We start from the raw sequence: 14,808 nt of genomic DNA, 5'->3' as shown, positions 1-14,808 counted from the left end.
CTCCCCCTACTGTGCTGTCGGCGCCACGGCGCGGAAGGTGACACGCTGTCGCTGCTCGCCGGCGAAATGAAGGTTCACCTCGATGTCGTCACTAACAACGAGGGGGCGAGTCCGTTTCATGAGCATGAGATGATAGCCCCCCGGTGCGAACTCGATCTGCTCCCCCGCTGCCAGTTCTAATTGGGCGACGGGTTGCATACTGGTGATGCCATCCTGATTGACAGTGCGATGCATGGTGACATTGCCGAAAGCGGGGCTATCCGCTCCTGTCAGGGTGACGCCCTTCTCACTGGTATTCGTGAGGGTGAAATAGCCTGCCGCGGGCAGGTCCCCGGGCAGAAGCCGAAGACGCGCCTCGCTGACCTGCAGTTCGGCAGCAGCCACCGTGCCGGGCGTCGCGATCAGCAGCAGGAAGGCCCAGCACCAGCGTTTCGCCAGGCGCGGCAGACTAGCGTGTGGCGTGAGAGACATCAGCGGCATCCTCCTTGCGGGCGTCACGGAACAGAAAGCTGAGAATGATCAGAACCCCAATGGCACTCATCATCGAGGCGGGAATCCAGGTCAGCAGGCCGCCGAGGAGTTGGTCAGTCAGAGGATCCAGCGGCCAGGCGCGACCGCAAACCTCGTAGACATCGAAGATCACGTCGCGACTGAAGGTGATATAGGCGCCCAGGAGAATTTGCGGGGGGATCACCGCCAACAGGATGGCGACACGCTTGCCATAGCCGAGACCGCCTTGTTGCGGCGAGCGGCGATCCAGGATCAGCCACCAGAACAGCAACCCATCCAGCGCCATGCTCCAGTTCATCACCTGATAGAGATCAGCGCTGAGCATGGCGTCGAAGTGGATCTCGGGAATCAGCCAGAAATAGATCAGCCCGACGAACAGTAGGGGGGCGATCAGTGGATGCTGCAGAGTCCGATAAACAGGACGCAGCAGGCGCGCGGCCAGGCTCCACCCGGGGAAGGGTCTGATTCGAGTCGGCAAGCCGTCTGCCAGTACCGGCAAGGGGGCGGCCAGGGCGATCAGGAGGGGGCCGGCGTGATGCAGCACCAGGTGCTGGGCCCGATGGGTAAAGAACATGTACTGGGCGAGGTAGTCGTAATGAGTCTGGGTGACGCCATAGATGGTGGCGACACCCAGCAGGTAGGCCAGGATTCGGCCCGCGCCGGTGGCCTCGCCGCGCCGTCTGCGCTGCCGCAGGCCTCGCAGGTAGAGCACGATGGCCAGCAGGCAGCTCGCCGACCAGGTCAGTGAGAACTCCCACGGCAGCAGGTAGCCCAGAGCGACGTCGAGCTCGATAGCCCTTCCCTCCCCAGAATCGGCACGCCAATGGTGAGCTTAGGAGCCCGCCGCACCATGCGGCAAGGTGGGCCTATAAACGCAGGCAAAGCCAGAGCCCGCACCTCGGTGCCTGGTAGGCGAGGAAGGCCGAGCCCCAACGCACCGCCAGTGGCCATGCAGAGGGCGATAGACCTTGGATAAGCCACGACCGAGTCAGCTCACGAGACTGACAAGACTCGCCATGTCGTCGTCATGGCCTACGCAGCGCGATTTCTGCGTAGATACCCTTGTAGCCAGTGTCGTGCTTTCTATCCGGTTCCGGCGCCGGCTTGGGGTTCAGGGACACCATGCGACCGCTGGGGTCATCCAATAGGCCGCGAAGCTGTCCATCATCGAAGCTCAAGCCCTCGACACCGCGTTGGTTGAGGCGTGTGACGGTGTCTTCCAACGCGGACATGCTGTGCCCTTCTTCTTCCAGCGGCGGGAATGCCTGAACCAGCGGCTGCTCTTCCTCCCAGCCGATCTTGATGGGTTGGTTGACGATTTGGACCTGGGTGTTCGGTGGCACGCGGTCGAAAATCGACTCGATGTCCTCAGGGAACATGCGAATACAGCCACGGCTGGCACGCATGCCGATACCATCCGGCTGGTTGGTGCCATGAATCAAGTAACCGTCGAAACCCAGGATAATGGCATGATCCCCCAGTGGATTATCCGGACCCGGAGGCACCACGCTGGGCGCCTTCTCACCGCGTGCCCTGGCTTCACGCTGGACCGACTCGGGTGGGTACCAGGCAGGGTTCTCGATATTCATGGTGGTTTCGGTGACACCGAGGGGGGTACCGAAGCCTTCACGACCGATGCCGATGGGATAGGTCTCAACGCGTGGCGTTTCACCATCGTCAACCTCCGGATAGTAGTAGAGGCGCAGCTCGGCGATGTTGATGACGATCCCGGTGCGCTCAGCATCGGGCAGGATGAAGCGCCCGGGTATGGTCACCTCGGTACCCTCGCCGGGAATCCAGAGACTCACATCCGGATTGGCGCGCACGATCTCCCTGTACCCCAGGTTGTGTCGCCTGGCGATATCGAGCAGGGTATCTCCTCGATCATCCACCGTTATGCGGTAGGTGTCGCCGATCACATTGCCTTCCTCAGGCAGCGGATAGTGGCCGCGGGGCCACTCGTTCTCCTCTTCGGCCTGAGCAACGCTAATGAGTGCCAGCCAACCGACCAGCACCCCCACCACTGAGCGTGCTCGGAGCTGCCACCATGGACCTTTCCTCGCTGTACTAGAGTGACGTTCCGATAAAGCCATTATTCTCTCCCTTTTCGACTGGACTATTATCATCCAGACCGACGTGTGTTGAGTTTCCATCCAAGCAGCACCAGTAAGGCGGCCAACACCCAGGTCGGCCAGCTACCGGTACGTGTGAACGGTGTGTTCCCCACCATGGGCAGCGCCTCGCCGCGGAGGCTCGTCGCCAAGAACTGTGGTGCGCGGGCCGTGACACGGCCCTGAGTATCGACGATGGCGGTCACCCCGTTGCTGGTGGCGCGGATCAGATAGCGGCCGTTCTCCAGGGCGCGCAGGCGGGCCATCTGCAGATGCTGCAGGGGGCCGATGGAGCGTCCGAACCAGGTGTCGTTGGAGACCGTCAGCAGCAGCTCGGCGTCGCGCGCCTGCTCGGCCACCCGGTCGGCATAGATGATCTCGTAGCAGATGGCGTTACCGATGGTGGTTCCGGCGGCGCGCAGCGGTTCCTGATCGTCGGTGCCAGGCGTCATGGTGGGCATGGGCAGGTCGAAGAAGGCGATGGTGCCGGCGAGCAGGCTCTCCAACGGCAGGTACTCGCCGAAGGGCACCAGGCGCGCCTTACGGTACTTTCCCTCGGCGTTACCCAGGCCGATCACGCCGTTGTAGTAGTCGCCGCCGTCGCGCTGCAGGATGCCGGTGAGCAAGGCGGTGTCGGGGGCGAGGTTGGACTGCACCCGCTCCAGTATTGGCCGGGCCTCCTCCTCGAGCATCGGCAGGGCCGCCTCGGGCCAGACAACCAGGTCGAGGTCGTTGGACTGTGCAAGGGTCAACGCCGTATAGATACTGGCCGCCTCGCGCTGCCCCTCGGGAGTCCACTTGATCGCCTGATCCAGGTTGCCCTGCAGCAGGGCGACCCGCAGCGGCTCGCCGGCCGGGAAGGTCCACTGGGTCGGCAAGGCCATCGGGGCTAGCCAGAGAACAGCGATGGGCGCCGCGGCCCACCAGCGTCGTCTCAGCAGTTCCACGCCCAGGGTGCCGGTCAGGGCGGTGATCAGCGACAGCAGATAGACCCCGCCCACCGGGGCCCAGGCCGCCAGCGGCGAGTCTACCTGGGACGTGCCCAGCAGCAGCCAGGGAAACCCGGTAAACAGCCAGGTGCGCAGCCACTCGCTGAGTACCCAGATGCCGGCGAAGCTGAGGAAGGCCAGGCGTGGGCCCGTGACGCGGCGATAGAGCCAGAAGGGGACGGCGAAGAACAGCGCCAGGCTGGCCACGAACAGGCCGGTGAGGAAGAGCGCCAGGGGCGCCCCCGTATAGCCGTAGTTGTGGATCGCGACGAAGACCCAGGAGGCACCGGAGCCGAACAGGCCCACCCCATAGCACCAGCCGCGGAGGCCGGCCTGAGCGGGTGTCAGGACATGGATGCCGGAATAGACCAGTGCCACCGCCACCGGGCCCAGCCACCACAGCGCAAAGGGCGCGGCGCTGAGAGTGGTCAGTCCCCCGGCGGTCAGGGCCAGGAAACAGCCGAGGGCCGGAGAGATCCGGCCGGCAAGCGTCATGTACCGGACTAGCAGGTTCTCTGCATCCATGCCGTTACTCAGACGCTCTGGGGGAGGGACGCTCACGTAAGGCCGCAATCGCAAAGGCGATGACACCCAGGAACAGGGCGATATCCGCCAGGTTGAAGGCGGGCCAGTGCCACTCATGCCAGTAGACGTCCAGGTAGTCTACGACATACCCTCGTACCAGGCGGTCGATGCCATTGCCCAGCGCGCCACCCAGCATCAAGCTGTACCCCAGCGCCTCCAGACGGGGCCTGGGCCTGCACAGCAGGATCGTCAGGACAATAGTCACCATCCCCGTCAGGCCCAAGAAGAGATAGCGCTGCCAGCCGCCTGCATCGGCGAGGAAGCTGAAGGCCGCTCCCGTGTTCCACCAGTGGCCCCAATTGAAGAACGGGGCTAGCGGGATGGTCTGGCCATACGGCATCAGCGCCTGCACCAGCCCCTTGATGGCCTGGTCGGCCAGGCCGACCATAACGGCCAATGCCAACCAGTACCAGCGGCGCGGCACTGTCGGTATCCGCTCTGTCCTCATGACGTGGCTTCCTGGTAGCGCGGGCTTGCCGAGCCAGTCGTGGCATTATTGCCTGGCGAGAAGCGATAGCCCAGCAGCCGCATGGCGTTCAGGGTCACCAGCACGGTGGCGCCGGTATCCGCCATCACCGCGATCCACATGCCGGTGATGCCCAGCGCCGTGGTCACCAGGAAGATGGCCTTCAGGCCCAGCGCCAGGGCGACGTTGGTCTTGACGTTGCGCAGCGTGGCCCGGGACAGGGCGATCAGCTCGGCGATGCCGCCGACGCGGTTCTTGAGCAGCGCCGCATCCGCGGTTTCCAGTGCCACATCCGTGCCGCCGCCCATGGCGATGCCCACCTCTGCCGCGGCCAGCGCCGGCGCATCGTTGATACCGTCGCCCACCTTGCCGACTGGGCCTCGGCCGGCGGCCTGCCAGTCACGAACGCGCTGGGCCTTTTCCTCGGGCATCAGCTCGCCATGTGCCTCGATGCCCAGGCTGTCACCGATGGCCGCGACGGTACGCGCATTGTCACCGCTGAGCATCACCGCCTGCACGCCCAGGCGCGACAGCGCCGTCAGCCCCTCCCGGGCATCGTCGCGAGGTTCATCGCGCACGGCGATCAGGCCCAGCGGGCGCTCGCCTTCGACCAGCACGGCGAGAGTCTTGCCGGCGTGTTCCAGCTCGGCGATCCGAGCGGTCAGATCGTGATCGAGGGCGGCCTGCTCTGCCAGGTGGCGGGGGGTGATCAGGCTCAACTCACGCCCCTCGACCCGACCGGAGACCCCTCGGCCCGACAGGGCGCGGCTCTCACTCGCCAGTGGAAGGGAAAGGCCCAACTGCTCAGCGTGGGCGAGGATGGCCGTGGCGATGGGGTGGCTGGAGTCACGTTCCATCCCAGCCGCCAGCCTCAGGATCTCTTGCGTGCCCTGGCCAGTGGCCCAGTCCTCCACGTCGGTGACCTTGGGGGTGCCGGCGGTGAGGGTGCCGGTCTTGTCCAGCGCCACCGTCCGCAGCTTACCCAGCTGTTCGAGCACCGCGCCGCCCTTGATCAGCAGGCCCCGCCGGGCGCCCGCCGAGAGGCCGGCAGCGATCGCCGCGGGGGTTGAGATCACCAGAGCACAGGGACAGGCGATCAACAGCAGGGCCAGGGCGCGATAGATCGATTCCGACCAGGCCATGGTCGAGACCAGCGGCGGCACCACCGCCATCAGCAGGGCGAGCCCCACCACCGCCGGCATGTAGTAGCGAGCGAAGCGGTCGATGAAACGTGCCACCGGCGCCTTGGCGGCCTGGGCCTCCTCCACCAGGCGGATGACCCGTGCGATGGTGTTGTCCTCGGCGCCGCGGGTTACCTCCACCTCCAGGGCGGCATCGAGGTTGACCGTGCCGGCAAAGACGTCGTCCCCCGGCGCCCGCGTGCGGGGCACCGACTCCCCGTTGATCGGTGACTCATCCAGGTCGGATTCGCCGGTCAGAATACGTCCATCGCAGGGCACGCGGTCGCCCGGTCGCACCAGGACTCGCTGCCCAGGCGTGAGCGAGGCGGCCGAGACCTCACGGGTATCCCCATCCTCCATCAGCCTCGCCGTGGACGGCGTCAGGTCCGCCAGGGCCGAGATGCTGCGTCGCGCCCTCGACGCGGCCACCCCCTCCAGCAACTCGCCTACGGCGAACAGGAAGACCACCACCGCCGCTTCGGCGGCGGCATTGATGGCCAGGGCCCCCAAGGCGGCGATGCTCATCAGCATCTCGATGGTGAAGGGGTTGCGCATCTTCAGCGCACCCCAGGCGCCTTGTGCAATGGGCACCAACCCCACCAGGGTGGCCGCTACGAAGGGCCAGTTGCCTAGGCTAGGCCAGACCAGGCGGAGAACGAAGGCCAGAGCCAGCAGCCCCCCCGTGACGAGCACCAAGCGTCCCTTGGCGGTCTGCCACCAAGAGGCCGGAGCGGCATCCGCCTCATCTCCCTCATCATCGGTGGCAAGCTGGTAGCCGAGCTCGTTAAGGATCCGCTCGATCGCCTCATGAGAAGGCGTCGTATCCTGTTGAGGGTGAATCCTCACCGATCCGGTGACCGAACTGGCCGACACCTCCCCGATGCCCTCCAGGCGGCCCAGAGCGGCCTCTACCTTGCGCTCGCAGCCGCCGCAGTCCATGCCTTCCACCTGCAGTGTCAGCGTCGACGGGATGGTGCCTTGCGTTGGTTCGGTCATGGCGCTGCCTCTCCGAATGTCTTAATCTTGTCCGGAAGCATAATCCCTGTAGCAACTACAGGTTCAAGTCATGCAAGAGGAGCATCAGGATGCCGGAGATTAGCCATGCCATCGGTATCGGGGAGTTGGCTCGCCGTACCGGCTGCCAGCCTGAAACGGTGCGTTACTATGAGCGCATCGAGCTGCTGGAAAACACCTTACGGACTGAAGGGGGTCAGCGTCGCTACGACGAGCGCGCCGTCAGACGGCTGACCTTCATTCGCCATGCCCGGGACTTCGGCTTCTCGGTGGATGCGGTACGTGAGCTACTGGCGATGTCCGACCAGCCCGACATGTCCTGTCAGGAGGTCGATGCCGTTGCCAAGCATCACCTGGAGGAAGTGGAGACACGTCTGCAGCGGCTCTCGGCACTGCGTGACGAGCTCAGGCGGATGGTGAGCCAGTGTGATGGGGGGAAAGTCGAAAGCTGCCGGATCATCGAGGTGCTGAGTGATCACCAGCTGTGTATCAGTGAGACAGCCCACAAAGGCGCTCACGACTTTGGGTAACCTCCTGCGCGTCCCAGCGTGCCCTAGTTGAGACATTCAGGAGCAGCATGATCACCATGCTCCATTGAGACTCCCAGGGTCGCCTTGTTCTGGTGACCGCTGCGATGGTCTCGGGAGTGATCTCATGGCCAATGACATACACCATCACGCCGGCGGTGAGGCTGCCTAAAAACCCAGCGTGACTGTCGAGATACCTTCCATAACCCCTTCCCGGGTGAAGCGATTGCCGCTGAGGCGGTAGGGTCTCATGACGATAGGCAGATCGTGCCCACCGAGGCGGGTTGCATCGCAAGCCCGCCTGGTGGCTTATCGATTGTCCAATGCGGCCAGATCGGGAGCAGCGGACGTTCCAATGTTTTTTTGCAGACGTGTCCGAGCCTCGAAAAGTGCGCTGCGATACTCCTGGCGTGTGGGTGACTCACTCAGAAGGATGAGCTGCCCTTCCTCGAGAGGATCCACGGGGCGGTCATCCACTCTCACCTCGTAGTGCAGGTTGGGCCCCGTGGCGAGTCCGGAGGCCCCTACCTCACCCAGTTTTTCGCCGGCCTTGATGGAGTCCCCGACCGCCAGCCTGGCGACGAACCGGCTGAGGTGCGTATAGCGACTGATGGTGCCCGTCTCGTGCTCTATCTCGACGACACGACCATAACCGCCCCGGCGACCGATGAAGGAAATGCGCCCCCGTGCGGTGGCCATGACCGGGGTGCCGCGAGGCGCGGCAAGATCGATACCGTCATGACGTCGGACCTCTCCGGATACGGGATGGCGCCGGTTGCCGAAGGGAGATGTCAGGCGTGCGCCGAGAACCGGAATCTGCAAGGAGTCCAAGAGGCTACCATTTTTAAATAGCATCACGGTGGTTCTCTGGTCCGCCGGCCACAGCACCTCCAGCCGCTCCCCCTGGTCAACCAACCTCATATAGGTCAGACGGGGAGGCCCGACTCGAGTGCCATCCTCACGGCGATCTTCTTCCCACAGTAATTGCAGGCGCTCGCCCCCCGCGATATCACGGCGTGTGTCCATGAGTCCGCCCAGCAGCATGTCAAGCTCTGCTGCGAAACGCCTGGGTATCTCCTCAGCCTCCAAGGCGGCATAGAGTGACGTCTTGACATCTACTTCACGACCCAAGGTCAGGGTGTCGAGGCGAGGCTGGACAATGCGCGTCGACGGACGCTCACCCAGGGTGACGACGTACTGAATACCCGAGTCACGCTCGATGGCCACCGACACCGGCTGTCCCGTCGCCATAGAGGTGAAAGTGATACGATCTCCGGGCAGCAATCGTCTCGGGTCGAACCTGTTCGCCAGCGAGGTCGCCGCTTGGGTGCGCATCTCGGCATCCACGCCAAGCTGCTGCAGCAGTGCGTCCAGGGTATCCCCTGGTGCCACAGTGAGCTCTTGGGCGACGCGACCTTGTGCCCTGGCCGATACCGGCTTGGCCGGTGATAATCCGGCACGCTCTTGCCAACGGGCTTCAGCCAACACGGGGCTCAGGACCATCAGTCCCGCTAGCAACCAGCGTCGTGTCATGATGCATCCCCTTCGCCGGAGACCTCGGCTACCTCACGGTTAACGGCGTCGACCAGCTCCTGCATGCCGAAGGGGTCCAACAGCTCGCCATTGACGAAGAAGGTCGGCGTCTTGCTGATCTGGTTGGCCTCGACGTCAGCCTTGTCCTGGTCGAAGACCGCCTGTACCTCTGGTGAATTGAGCTGCTCTTCGGCTGTGGCTCTGTTCAGTCCGGCCTCGCTGGCGATCTCCATGATCGCTTCCTCATCGACACTGCCATGAGCCGCCCACTGGCTCTGCCGAGCCAGCAGCGCCTCCAGCACCGGTTGGAAGGCATCCTGGCGCCTGGCCACTTCGAGCACGCGAATGGCGGTTTCGGATACGTCTCCGTGGAAGGGGGTGTAGCGCACCACCAGCCGCACCTTCTCGGGGTAGGCTTCCAGGATGCGTTTGGTCAGCGGATAGAAGGCACGGCAGGCCTCACAGGCCGGGTCGAAGAACTCCACGACCGTCACCGGTGCCTCTTCCGATCCTAGGACCGGCGAGTGCGCGCGCACCAGCGAATTCTCGGCCTGTGCACCCTCTCGGCTCGCCGTCTCGGCGCCCATGCCCAACAACGAGGGCCTCGACACGATCACGATGATGGCCGTCAGCATCAACGCTCCGGCCAGGATAAACGTCGCCTTTTTGTACATTTTTCTCTCAACTTCAAAGAGTTAGGTTTAAAAAAGCTCAGGATACTGCTGAGTGGAGCTCAGCCGCTGTTGGGTGCCTAAGTCGGCGAATAGTGGCGTGTTATCCATGCCCATAAAGGTTGGCATCCTGATGTGCATAATCAATATGCTCGAATTCCAAGCTGGAGTGGCCAATGCCAAAGCGCGCTTTCAGCTGAGCTTTGATATCCGCCTTGATCGCCTCGAGCTGCTGCCAGCCGGCTTCCGTCGTCACCACGTGGCAGTCAAGCGCGGCGGTATTCTCCTGCATTTGCCATAGGTGAACATGATGCACATCCTCAACCCCTTCGACGCTGCGCAGGAGATCAATGACGGATTGACCATCGACATCGGGTGGCGAGCCCAGCATCAGTGTCCGGATAGGGGTACCTATCTCCGTAAAGGCAAGATAGAGAATATAGAGTGCAATACCGATCGTAATCGCGGGGTCTACCCAACGCATGTCATACAGCAGAATCAGTGAGCCCCCGATGATCACGGCGATGGACGCAAAGGCATCAGACAGGTTGTGCAGGAAGAGGGCGCGGATATTGACGCTATGTTTTTGCATCGACCAGGTGAGCAAGGCCGTTAGCGCATCGACAAGAAGAGCGACAATGCCAATGATAACGACTATCCAGCCCTGAATCTCTGGCGGGTCGATCATGCGCATGAAGCCTTCGTAAATTAGATAAATGCCAACGATAATGAGGGTGGTGTAGTTGATCAGCGCTGCGACAACCTCGATTCGGCCATAGCCAAACGTCATCTGTGAGTCGGGCGGTCGTCTCGCGATCTTGCGGGCAGCAAACGCAATGACAAGCGCAGCCATGTCGGAAAAATTGTGCAGCGCATCCGCGATCAGCGAGAGGCTTCCCGCCAGAATGCCCCCAACGATCTGGGCAAGGGTCAATATCCCGTTGGCCCAGATGGCGATACTCACCCGACGGTCACCAGAGGTGGGGGCAAGATGGGGATGATCGTGATGATGTCCCATGCGTCATCCTTGTGGTGTCACCTGATGACCCAGCAGTATAAAACCTATAGCAACTCAAGCTTCAAGCCCGAACTCTGTTGAAGGCCGAGCCGGGGTTAGGAGTACGGAACTTTGCATAGTGGGCACTGTACCAAGTTGGCTACCATGTTCCATGCCCCCGGAAGGAGCCCATTGTGATACCCAAGCCTTACTCGCACGCCTGGCTGATGAGCTTAGCTTTACTGCTGATGGTGGCAACGCCAGCCCTCGCCGAGCCACAGCTGCCGGACTTCACGGAACTGGTCGACGAGGCCGCGCCGGCCGTGGTCAACATCTCCACCTCCCGCAAGGTCGAGAGGTCCATGACGTCCTCACGGCAATTTGGGGGGCAGGAGGTGCCGGAGATCTTCCGTGACTTCTTCGACGACCGCTTCCCGATGCCACCTGGCGGTGCGCCCAATCGCAATGAAGAGCCGCGTCGGTCACTGGGGTCGGGCTTCATCTTCGATCAAGACGGCTACATCATGACCAACGCGCACGTGGTCAAGGAGGCCGACAAGATTCTGGTGCGCCTCAACGACCGTCGCGAACTCTCGGCCGAGCTGGTGGGGGCCGACGAGAAGACCGATGTGGCGGTCCTCAAGGTCGAGGCGGATAACCTACCCACCCTGCAACTGGGCAACTCCGACAACCTCCAGGTCGGCCAGTGGGTCGCCGCCATAGGCTCACCCTTCGGCTTCGACCACTCGGTGACGTCCGGGATCATCAGTGCCATCAACCGCACCCTGCCCCAAGACGTCTACGTTCCCTTCATCCAGACCGATGTGGCGATCAACCCGGGCAACTCGGGCGGACCACTGTTTAACCTCGACGGTGAGGTCGTGGGCATTAATTCCCAGATCCTGACCCGTAGTGGAGGCTACATGGGCCTCTCCTTCGCCATTCCCATTGATGTGGCACTGGATGTGGCCAACCAGCTCCGTGAAGAGGGGTACGTGAGCCGCGGCTGGCTGGGCGTCAGCATCCAGCCGGTATCCAAGGACCTGGCGGAGTCCTTCGGCATGGAGCAGGCCGAGGGTGCCTTGATTGCCCAGGTCGAGCCCGGCAGCCCTGGGACAGAAGGCGGCCTCAAGGCCGGTGATGTCATCCTTGAGGTGAACGGCCAGGAAGTGGACCACTCCACCACGCTGCCGCGCCTGATCGGTGAGACGGCCCCCGGCGAAGACGTTGATCTCTCCGTGTTGCGCGATGGTCAGCAGGAGACCATCACGGTGGAAGTTGGCGAGTGGCCGGATGCCGGCCCCGGTCAATCCGATGGCGACCCGGTTCGACTGGGCATCGCGGTTCAGCCGTTGAACGACATGGAGAAGCGTCGGCTTGGCATCGATCACGGGGTGCGCATCGTCAAGGTGGCCCCCGCCGGACATGCCGCTGCCGTCGGCATTCGCCCCGGCGATGTGCTGGTCAGACTGGGCCAGCAGCCGGTAGAGAGTCCGGAACAGCTGAAGGAGATGCTGACCCGCCTGCCAGATGATCAAGCGGTGCCTGTTCTGCTCAACCGCGAAGGCCGCACCTACTTCGTGGCCCTGCGAGTGGGCAATGGTGACTAACCGCGACTGAGTAGCGTTCAATACATCAGCACAGCGGCGCCCTGGCGAACAGGATCGCTGGGGCGTTTCTTCAGACTCTCGTACATTCTAATGCACGGCTGGGGAGGGTATCCGGATTTAATGGTTGATGCGTCAACCTACTGTTGGTGCATGCTTCCCTCGCTAATTCCAGCAAGAACCCCACACGCCTCAACTTCCCGGCCATCGTTGCAACTCGCTCTCAGTGAAACGAGTTGTTTCTCAAGCGCCTGTAGAGCGGTTATCTGCGAGCGCACGTGAGAGATGTGATCATCGAGCAAAGCGTTCACGGCGGCACAAGGTTGGTGAGGGTCGTCCTGATACCTCTGTAGCTCGTGAATCTCTGCTAGCGACAGGTCCAGGATTCTGCAGCGACAAATGAAAGCCAGCCGCTCACCATGTTCCTCGGTATAGACACGGTAACCGTTCTCCTGCCGTTCAGGCGACGGTAACAGGCCCTGTCGTTCATAGAAGCGGATCGTCTGTGTATCGACCCCTACCAACTCTGCCAACTGACCAATACGCACCAAGCTCCTCCTCAACGGATTCTCTCCGCTCTGTTGACCTTATAGTGACTATATGGTTTTAAATGATAGCCCGATAATATTCAAGTGGAGTCGTATCATGAGCAAAACCTGTGGAGCCCCCTGTGACGGCGATGCGACGCCCATAGCGGATACCGATATGCGTCGCTCCTCCGAAGCATCGGGGAAATGGGTCAGCGTTTATGCCGTGCCGAAGATGGACTGTCCATCGGAAGAGCGAATGATTCGCCTTGCCCTGAACGGCTTTGAGGAGATTCGGGTGCTGTCCTTCGACTTGTCGAACCGCCGATTAGAGGTCGTGCATGACGGCGAGGTCGAGCCCATCACCGCAAAACTGACAACCTTGGGGCTAGGAGCCTCGCTTCAGGAAACGGCCGCTGCCGATCCTGAGTCGATCAAGGCGGTCGGTGACACGTCGGCCTCTGCCGCGCAGGAGTCCGGCACCCTGCGTTGGTTGCTCGGTATCAATGCGGTCCTGTTCGTGGTGGAAATGACGGCCGGCCTGATCGCGCACTCCACCGGCCTGATTGGAGAATCCCTAGACAATTTTGCCGATGCGGCCGTGTACGGGCTCGCCCTGTATGCGGTTGGGCATAGCGTAAAAATGCAGGTGCGTGCCGCGCATCTTGCAGGTGTGCTCCAACTGATTCTGGCGGTTGGCGTACTCGCAGAGGTGGTCAGGCGCTTTGTATTCGGTAGCGAGCCTGAATCGATGATGATGATGGCTATCGCATTCGTCGCATTGATTGCCAATACCAGTTGTCTGCTGCTGATATCCAAACATCGAGAGGGCGGGGCGCACATGAAGGCAAGCTGGATATTCTCGGCCAATGACGTGGTGATCAACCTGGGGGTCATCACCGCCGGCGCCTTGGTCGCGTGGACCGGAACCAATTATCCGGATCTGATTATCGGCACCATCGCGGGGGTCATTGTGCTCAACGGTGCCAGGCGCATTCTGGCGCTCAAGGGTTAAATAATGTCTATTAATAGCTATTCAGTGGCCTGCTGAGCCAGTTCACCTAGCAAAGTCACCTCAAGCACGACGCCAGTGTTGCGAAGACACTCTGGAGCCTGGTGGCCTCCCTCGCCACGGGCAATGGCGCGCGTCCGATCTGGACGCCTTTCGTCAGGATCCGGTCACGGCGAAGCTGCTGGGCATCGAGACCGTGCCGGCGAGAGGCCGCCTCGGCAAATACCTGGTACGCATGGGGACGGTCCACCTCGACGCGCTCCAGAGCATCGCTCGCTACTGGGCAAGGCACTTGGCGCCGCCGATCCTGGACTATCAGGTCAAGACCCTGAGCTATGTGCCAGTGTTCGTGGATGGCACCGCCATCGAAGTGGATGGCCAGTTGTTCGGGGAATCGCCTCATTACACGCGAGCTTGATCAGCGGGGAACAGCAGCCCCCCAGAAATTGAAGCCAGCGAACCTCGGGACCTTCGAAAGATAGCCCGTCTCCATCCGCTGGATACCGAAGCCTGCGTGCCCGATAAGCTCGGGTATGTCGCGGTTGAGATGGCAGCCCCCCGCCACTCTGCGCCACAGGGGATTGATACGGCGCTGCCACTGGCGTACGGCTTCGTCGGGCGCCGTGCCGTGTTCGCAGAACAGCAGTTGGCCACCCGGCTTGAGCACGCGACGCATCTGCTCCAACGCCCGGTGCCAGTCCGGAATCGTGCACAGGGTGTAGGTGAGCACTACGGTATCGACACTGTTGTCGTCGAGAGGGACCTCCTCGCCCGGCAGGTCCAGCCAGCGCACCTCGAACTGTGCGCTGGCGACGTTGTGGCGGGCCTTGCGTCGCATGCCTTCGGAAGGCTCGAGCCCCCAGACCAGCTCGACCCGGTCCGGATCGTAGTGGGGAATATTGAGCCCGGACCCCATACCCACCTCCAGAACACGGCCCCGGGCTTGCGGCACCACGGCCGCCCGCTGACGATCGACCACCGTGTTGCCACACGCCAGGTGGAGGAAATGCGGCAGAACACGATTCTCGTAGAAGGACATCTGTATCGTCATCCCGTGTGGTTGCCAGGTGATCGAAAT

Annotated in this window: 15 protein-coding genes; 4 read left to right on the top strand and 11 right to left on the bottom strand. The window is 62.4% G+C overall.

All coding sequences use genetic code 11. The features are described 5' to 3' along the window. Positions 1-6: 6 nt before the first annotated feature. The 6 genes from NFH97_RS09085 to NFH97_RS09060 form a co-directional block, all read right to left on the bottom strand. Positions 7-471: a copper chaperone PCu(A)C gene (locus tag NFH97_RS09085; RefSeq protein ID WP_035470183.1), complete on the bottom strand. Its 465-nt coding sequence runs from the start codon at positions 469-471 to the stop codon at positions 7-9. Then, positions 449-1,222: a cytochrome c oxidase assembly protein gene (locus NFH97_RS09080; RefSeq protein ID WP_071211138.1), complete on the bottom strand. Its 774-nt coding sequence runs from the start codon at positions 1,220-1,222 to the stop codon at positions 449-451. The genes NFH97_RS09085 and NFH97_RS09080 overlap by 23 nt, the downstream gene beginning before the upstream one ends. A 313-nt stretch (positions 1,223-1,535) precedes the next feature. Beyond that, the gene (locus NFH97_RS09075) at positions 1,536-2,525 is read right to left on the bottom strand and encodes a L,D-transpeptidase family protein (RefSeq protein WP_231498568.1); all 990 of its coding nucleotides are present in this window, start codon (positions 2,523-2,525) and stop codon (positions 1,536-1,538) included. A 107-nt stretch (positions 2,526-2,632) separates the two neighbouring features. Continuing rightward, positions 2,633-4,105, bottom strand: a complete 1,473-nt coding sequence (lnt, locus tag NFH97_RS09070) for an apolipoprotein N-acyltransferase (protein WP_157033094.1) — start codon at positions 4,103-4,105, stop codon at positions 2,633-2,635. A gap of 34 nt (positions 4,106-4,139) precedes the next feature. Continuing rightward, entirely contained in the window at positions 4,140-4,643 is a 504-nt protein-coding gene (lspA, locus tag NFH97_RS09065; protein WP_035470171.1) for a signal peptidase II, read from the bottom strand. Continuing rightward, positions 4,640-6,838, bottom strand: a complete 2,199-nt coding sequence (locus NFH97_RS09060; RefSeq protein ID WP_035470168.1) for a heavy metal translocating P-type ATPase — start codon at positions 6,836-6,838, stop codon at positions 4,640-4,642. The genes lspA and NFH97_RS09060 overlap by 4 nt, the downstream gene beginning before the upstream one ends. Positions 6,839-6,927: 89 nt before the next feature. On the opposite strand from NFH97_RS09060, the gene NFH97_RS09055 reads away from it, so the two are divergent. Next, on the top strand, positions 6,928-7,386 hold the full coding sequence (locus tag NFH97_RS09055) for a MerR family transcriptional regulator (RefSeq protein WP_045993872.1): 459 nt from the start codon (positions 6,928-6,930) through the stop codon (positions 7,384-7,386). 306 nt (positions 7,387-7,692) lie between these two features. On the opposite strand, the gene NFH97_RS09050 is transcribed toward NFH97_RS09055, so the two are convergent. The 3 genes from NFH97_RS09050 to NFH97_RS09040 all read right to left on the bottom strand — a co-directional run bounded on the left by NFH97_RS09050 (position 7,693) and on the right by NFH97_RS09040 (position 10,605). Beyond that, the gene (locus NFH97_RS09050) at positions 7,693-8,916 is read right to left on the bottom strand and encodes a M23 family metallopeptidase (protein ID WP_197037084.1); all 1,224 of its coding nucleotides are present in this window, start codon (positions 8,914-8,916) and stop codon (positions 7,693-7,695) included. After that, positions 8,913-9,551, bottom strand: a complete 639-nt coding sequence (locus NFH97_RS09045; protein WP_231498567.1) for a DsbA family protein — start codon at positions 9,549-9,551, stop codon at positions 8,913-8,915. The genes NFH97_RS09050 and NFH97_RS09045 overlap by 4 nt, the downstream gene beginning before the upstream one ends. A gap of 139 nt (positions 9,552-9,690) precedes the next feature. After that, positions 9,691-10,605, bottom strand: a complete 915-nt coding sequence (locus tag NFH97_RS09040) for a cation diffusion facilitator family transporter (RefSeq protein WP_045993874.1) — start codon at positions 10,603-10,605, stop codon at positions 9,691-9,693. A 206-nt stretch (positions 10,606-10,811) separates the two neighbouring features. On the opposite strand from NFH97_RS09040, the gene NFH97_RS09035 reads away from it, so the two are divergent. Beyond that, positions 10,812-12,194 (top strand): DegQ family serine endoprotease, encoded by a 1,383-nt coding sequence (locus tag NFH97_RS09035; protein WP_045993875.1) that lies wholly within the window; start codon positions 10,812-10,814, stop codon positions 12,192-12,194. Positions 12,195-12,331: 137 nt separating this feature from the next. Here NFH97_RS09035 and cadR read toward each other — a convergent pair whose 3' ends face one another. Beyond that, positions 12,332-12,739: a Cd(II)/Pb(II)-responsive transcriptional regulator gene (gene cadR / locus NFH97_RS09030; protein ID WP_045991695.1), complete on the bottom strand. Its 408-nt coding sequence runs from the start codon at positions 12,737-12,739 to the stop codon at positions 12,332-12,334. A 97-nt stretch (positions 12,740-12,836) separates the two neighbouring features. On the opposite strand from cadR, the gene NFH97_RS09025 reads away from it, so the two are divergent. Beyond that, positions 12,837-13,733, top strand: a complete 897-nt coding sequence (locus NFH97_RS09025) for a cation efflux transmembrane domain-containing protein (protein WP_349623070.1) — start codon at positions 12,837-12,839, stop codon at positions 13,731-13,733. Between the two features lie 232 nt (positions 13,734-13,965). After that, on the top strand, positions 13,966-14,148 hold the full coding sequence (locus NFH97_RS09020; RefSeq protein ID WP_035470154.1) for a hypothetical protein: 183 nt from the start codon (positions 13,966-13,968) through the stop codon (positions 14,146-14,148). On the opposite strand, the gene NFH97_RS09015 is transcribed toward NFH97_RS09020, so the two are convergent. Further along, complete coding sequence (locus tag NFH97_RS09015; protein WP_045991692.1) at positions 14,149-14,769, bottom strand: class I SAM-dependent methyltransferase; 621 nt, start codon at positions 14,767-14,769, stop codon at positions 14,149-14,151. It abuts the gene before it with no gap. Positions 14,770-14,808: the final 39 nt, after the last annotated feature.

This window comes from Halomonas sp. SCS19, assembly GCF_040147015.1.
GTDB lineage: Bacteria > Pseudomonadota > Gammaproteobacteria > Pseudomonadales > Halomonadaceae > Halomonas > Halomonas litopenaei.
The sequence above is the reverse complement of the archived record's forward strand: the minus strand, read 5'-3'. Positions and strand labels throughout refer to the sequence as shown.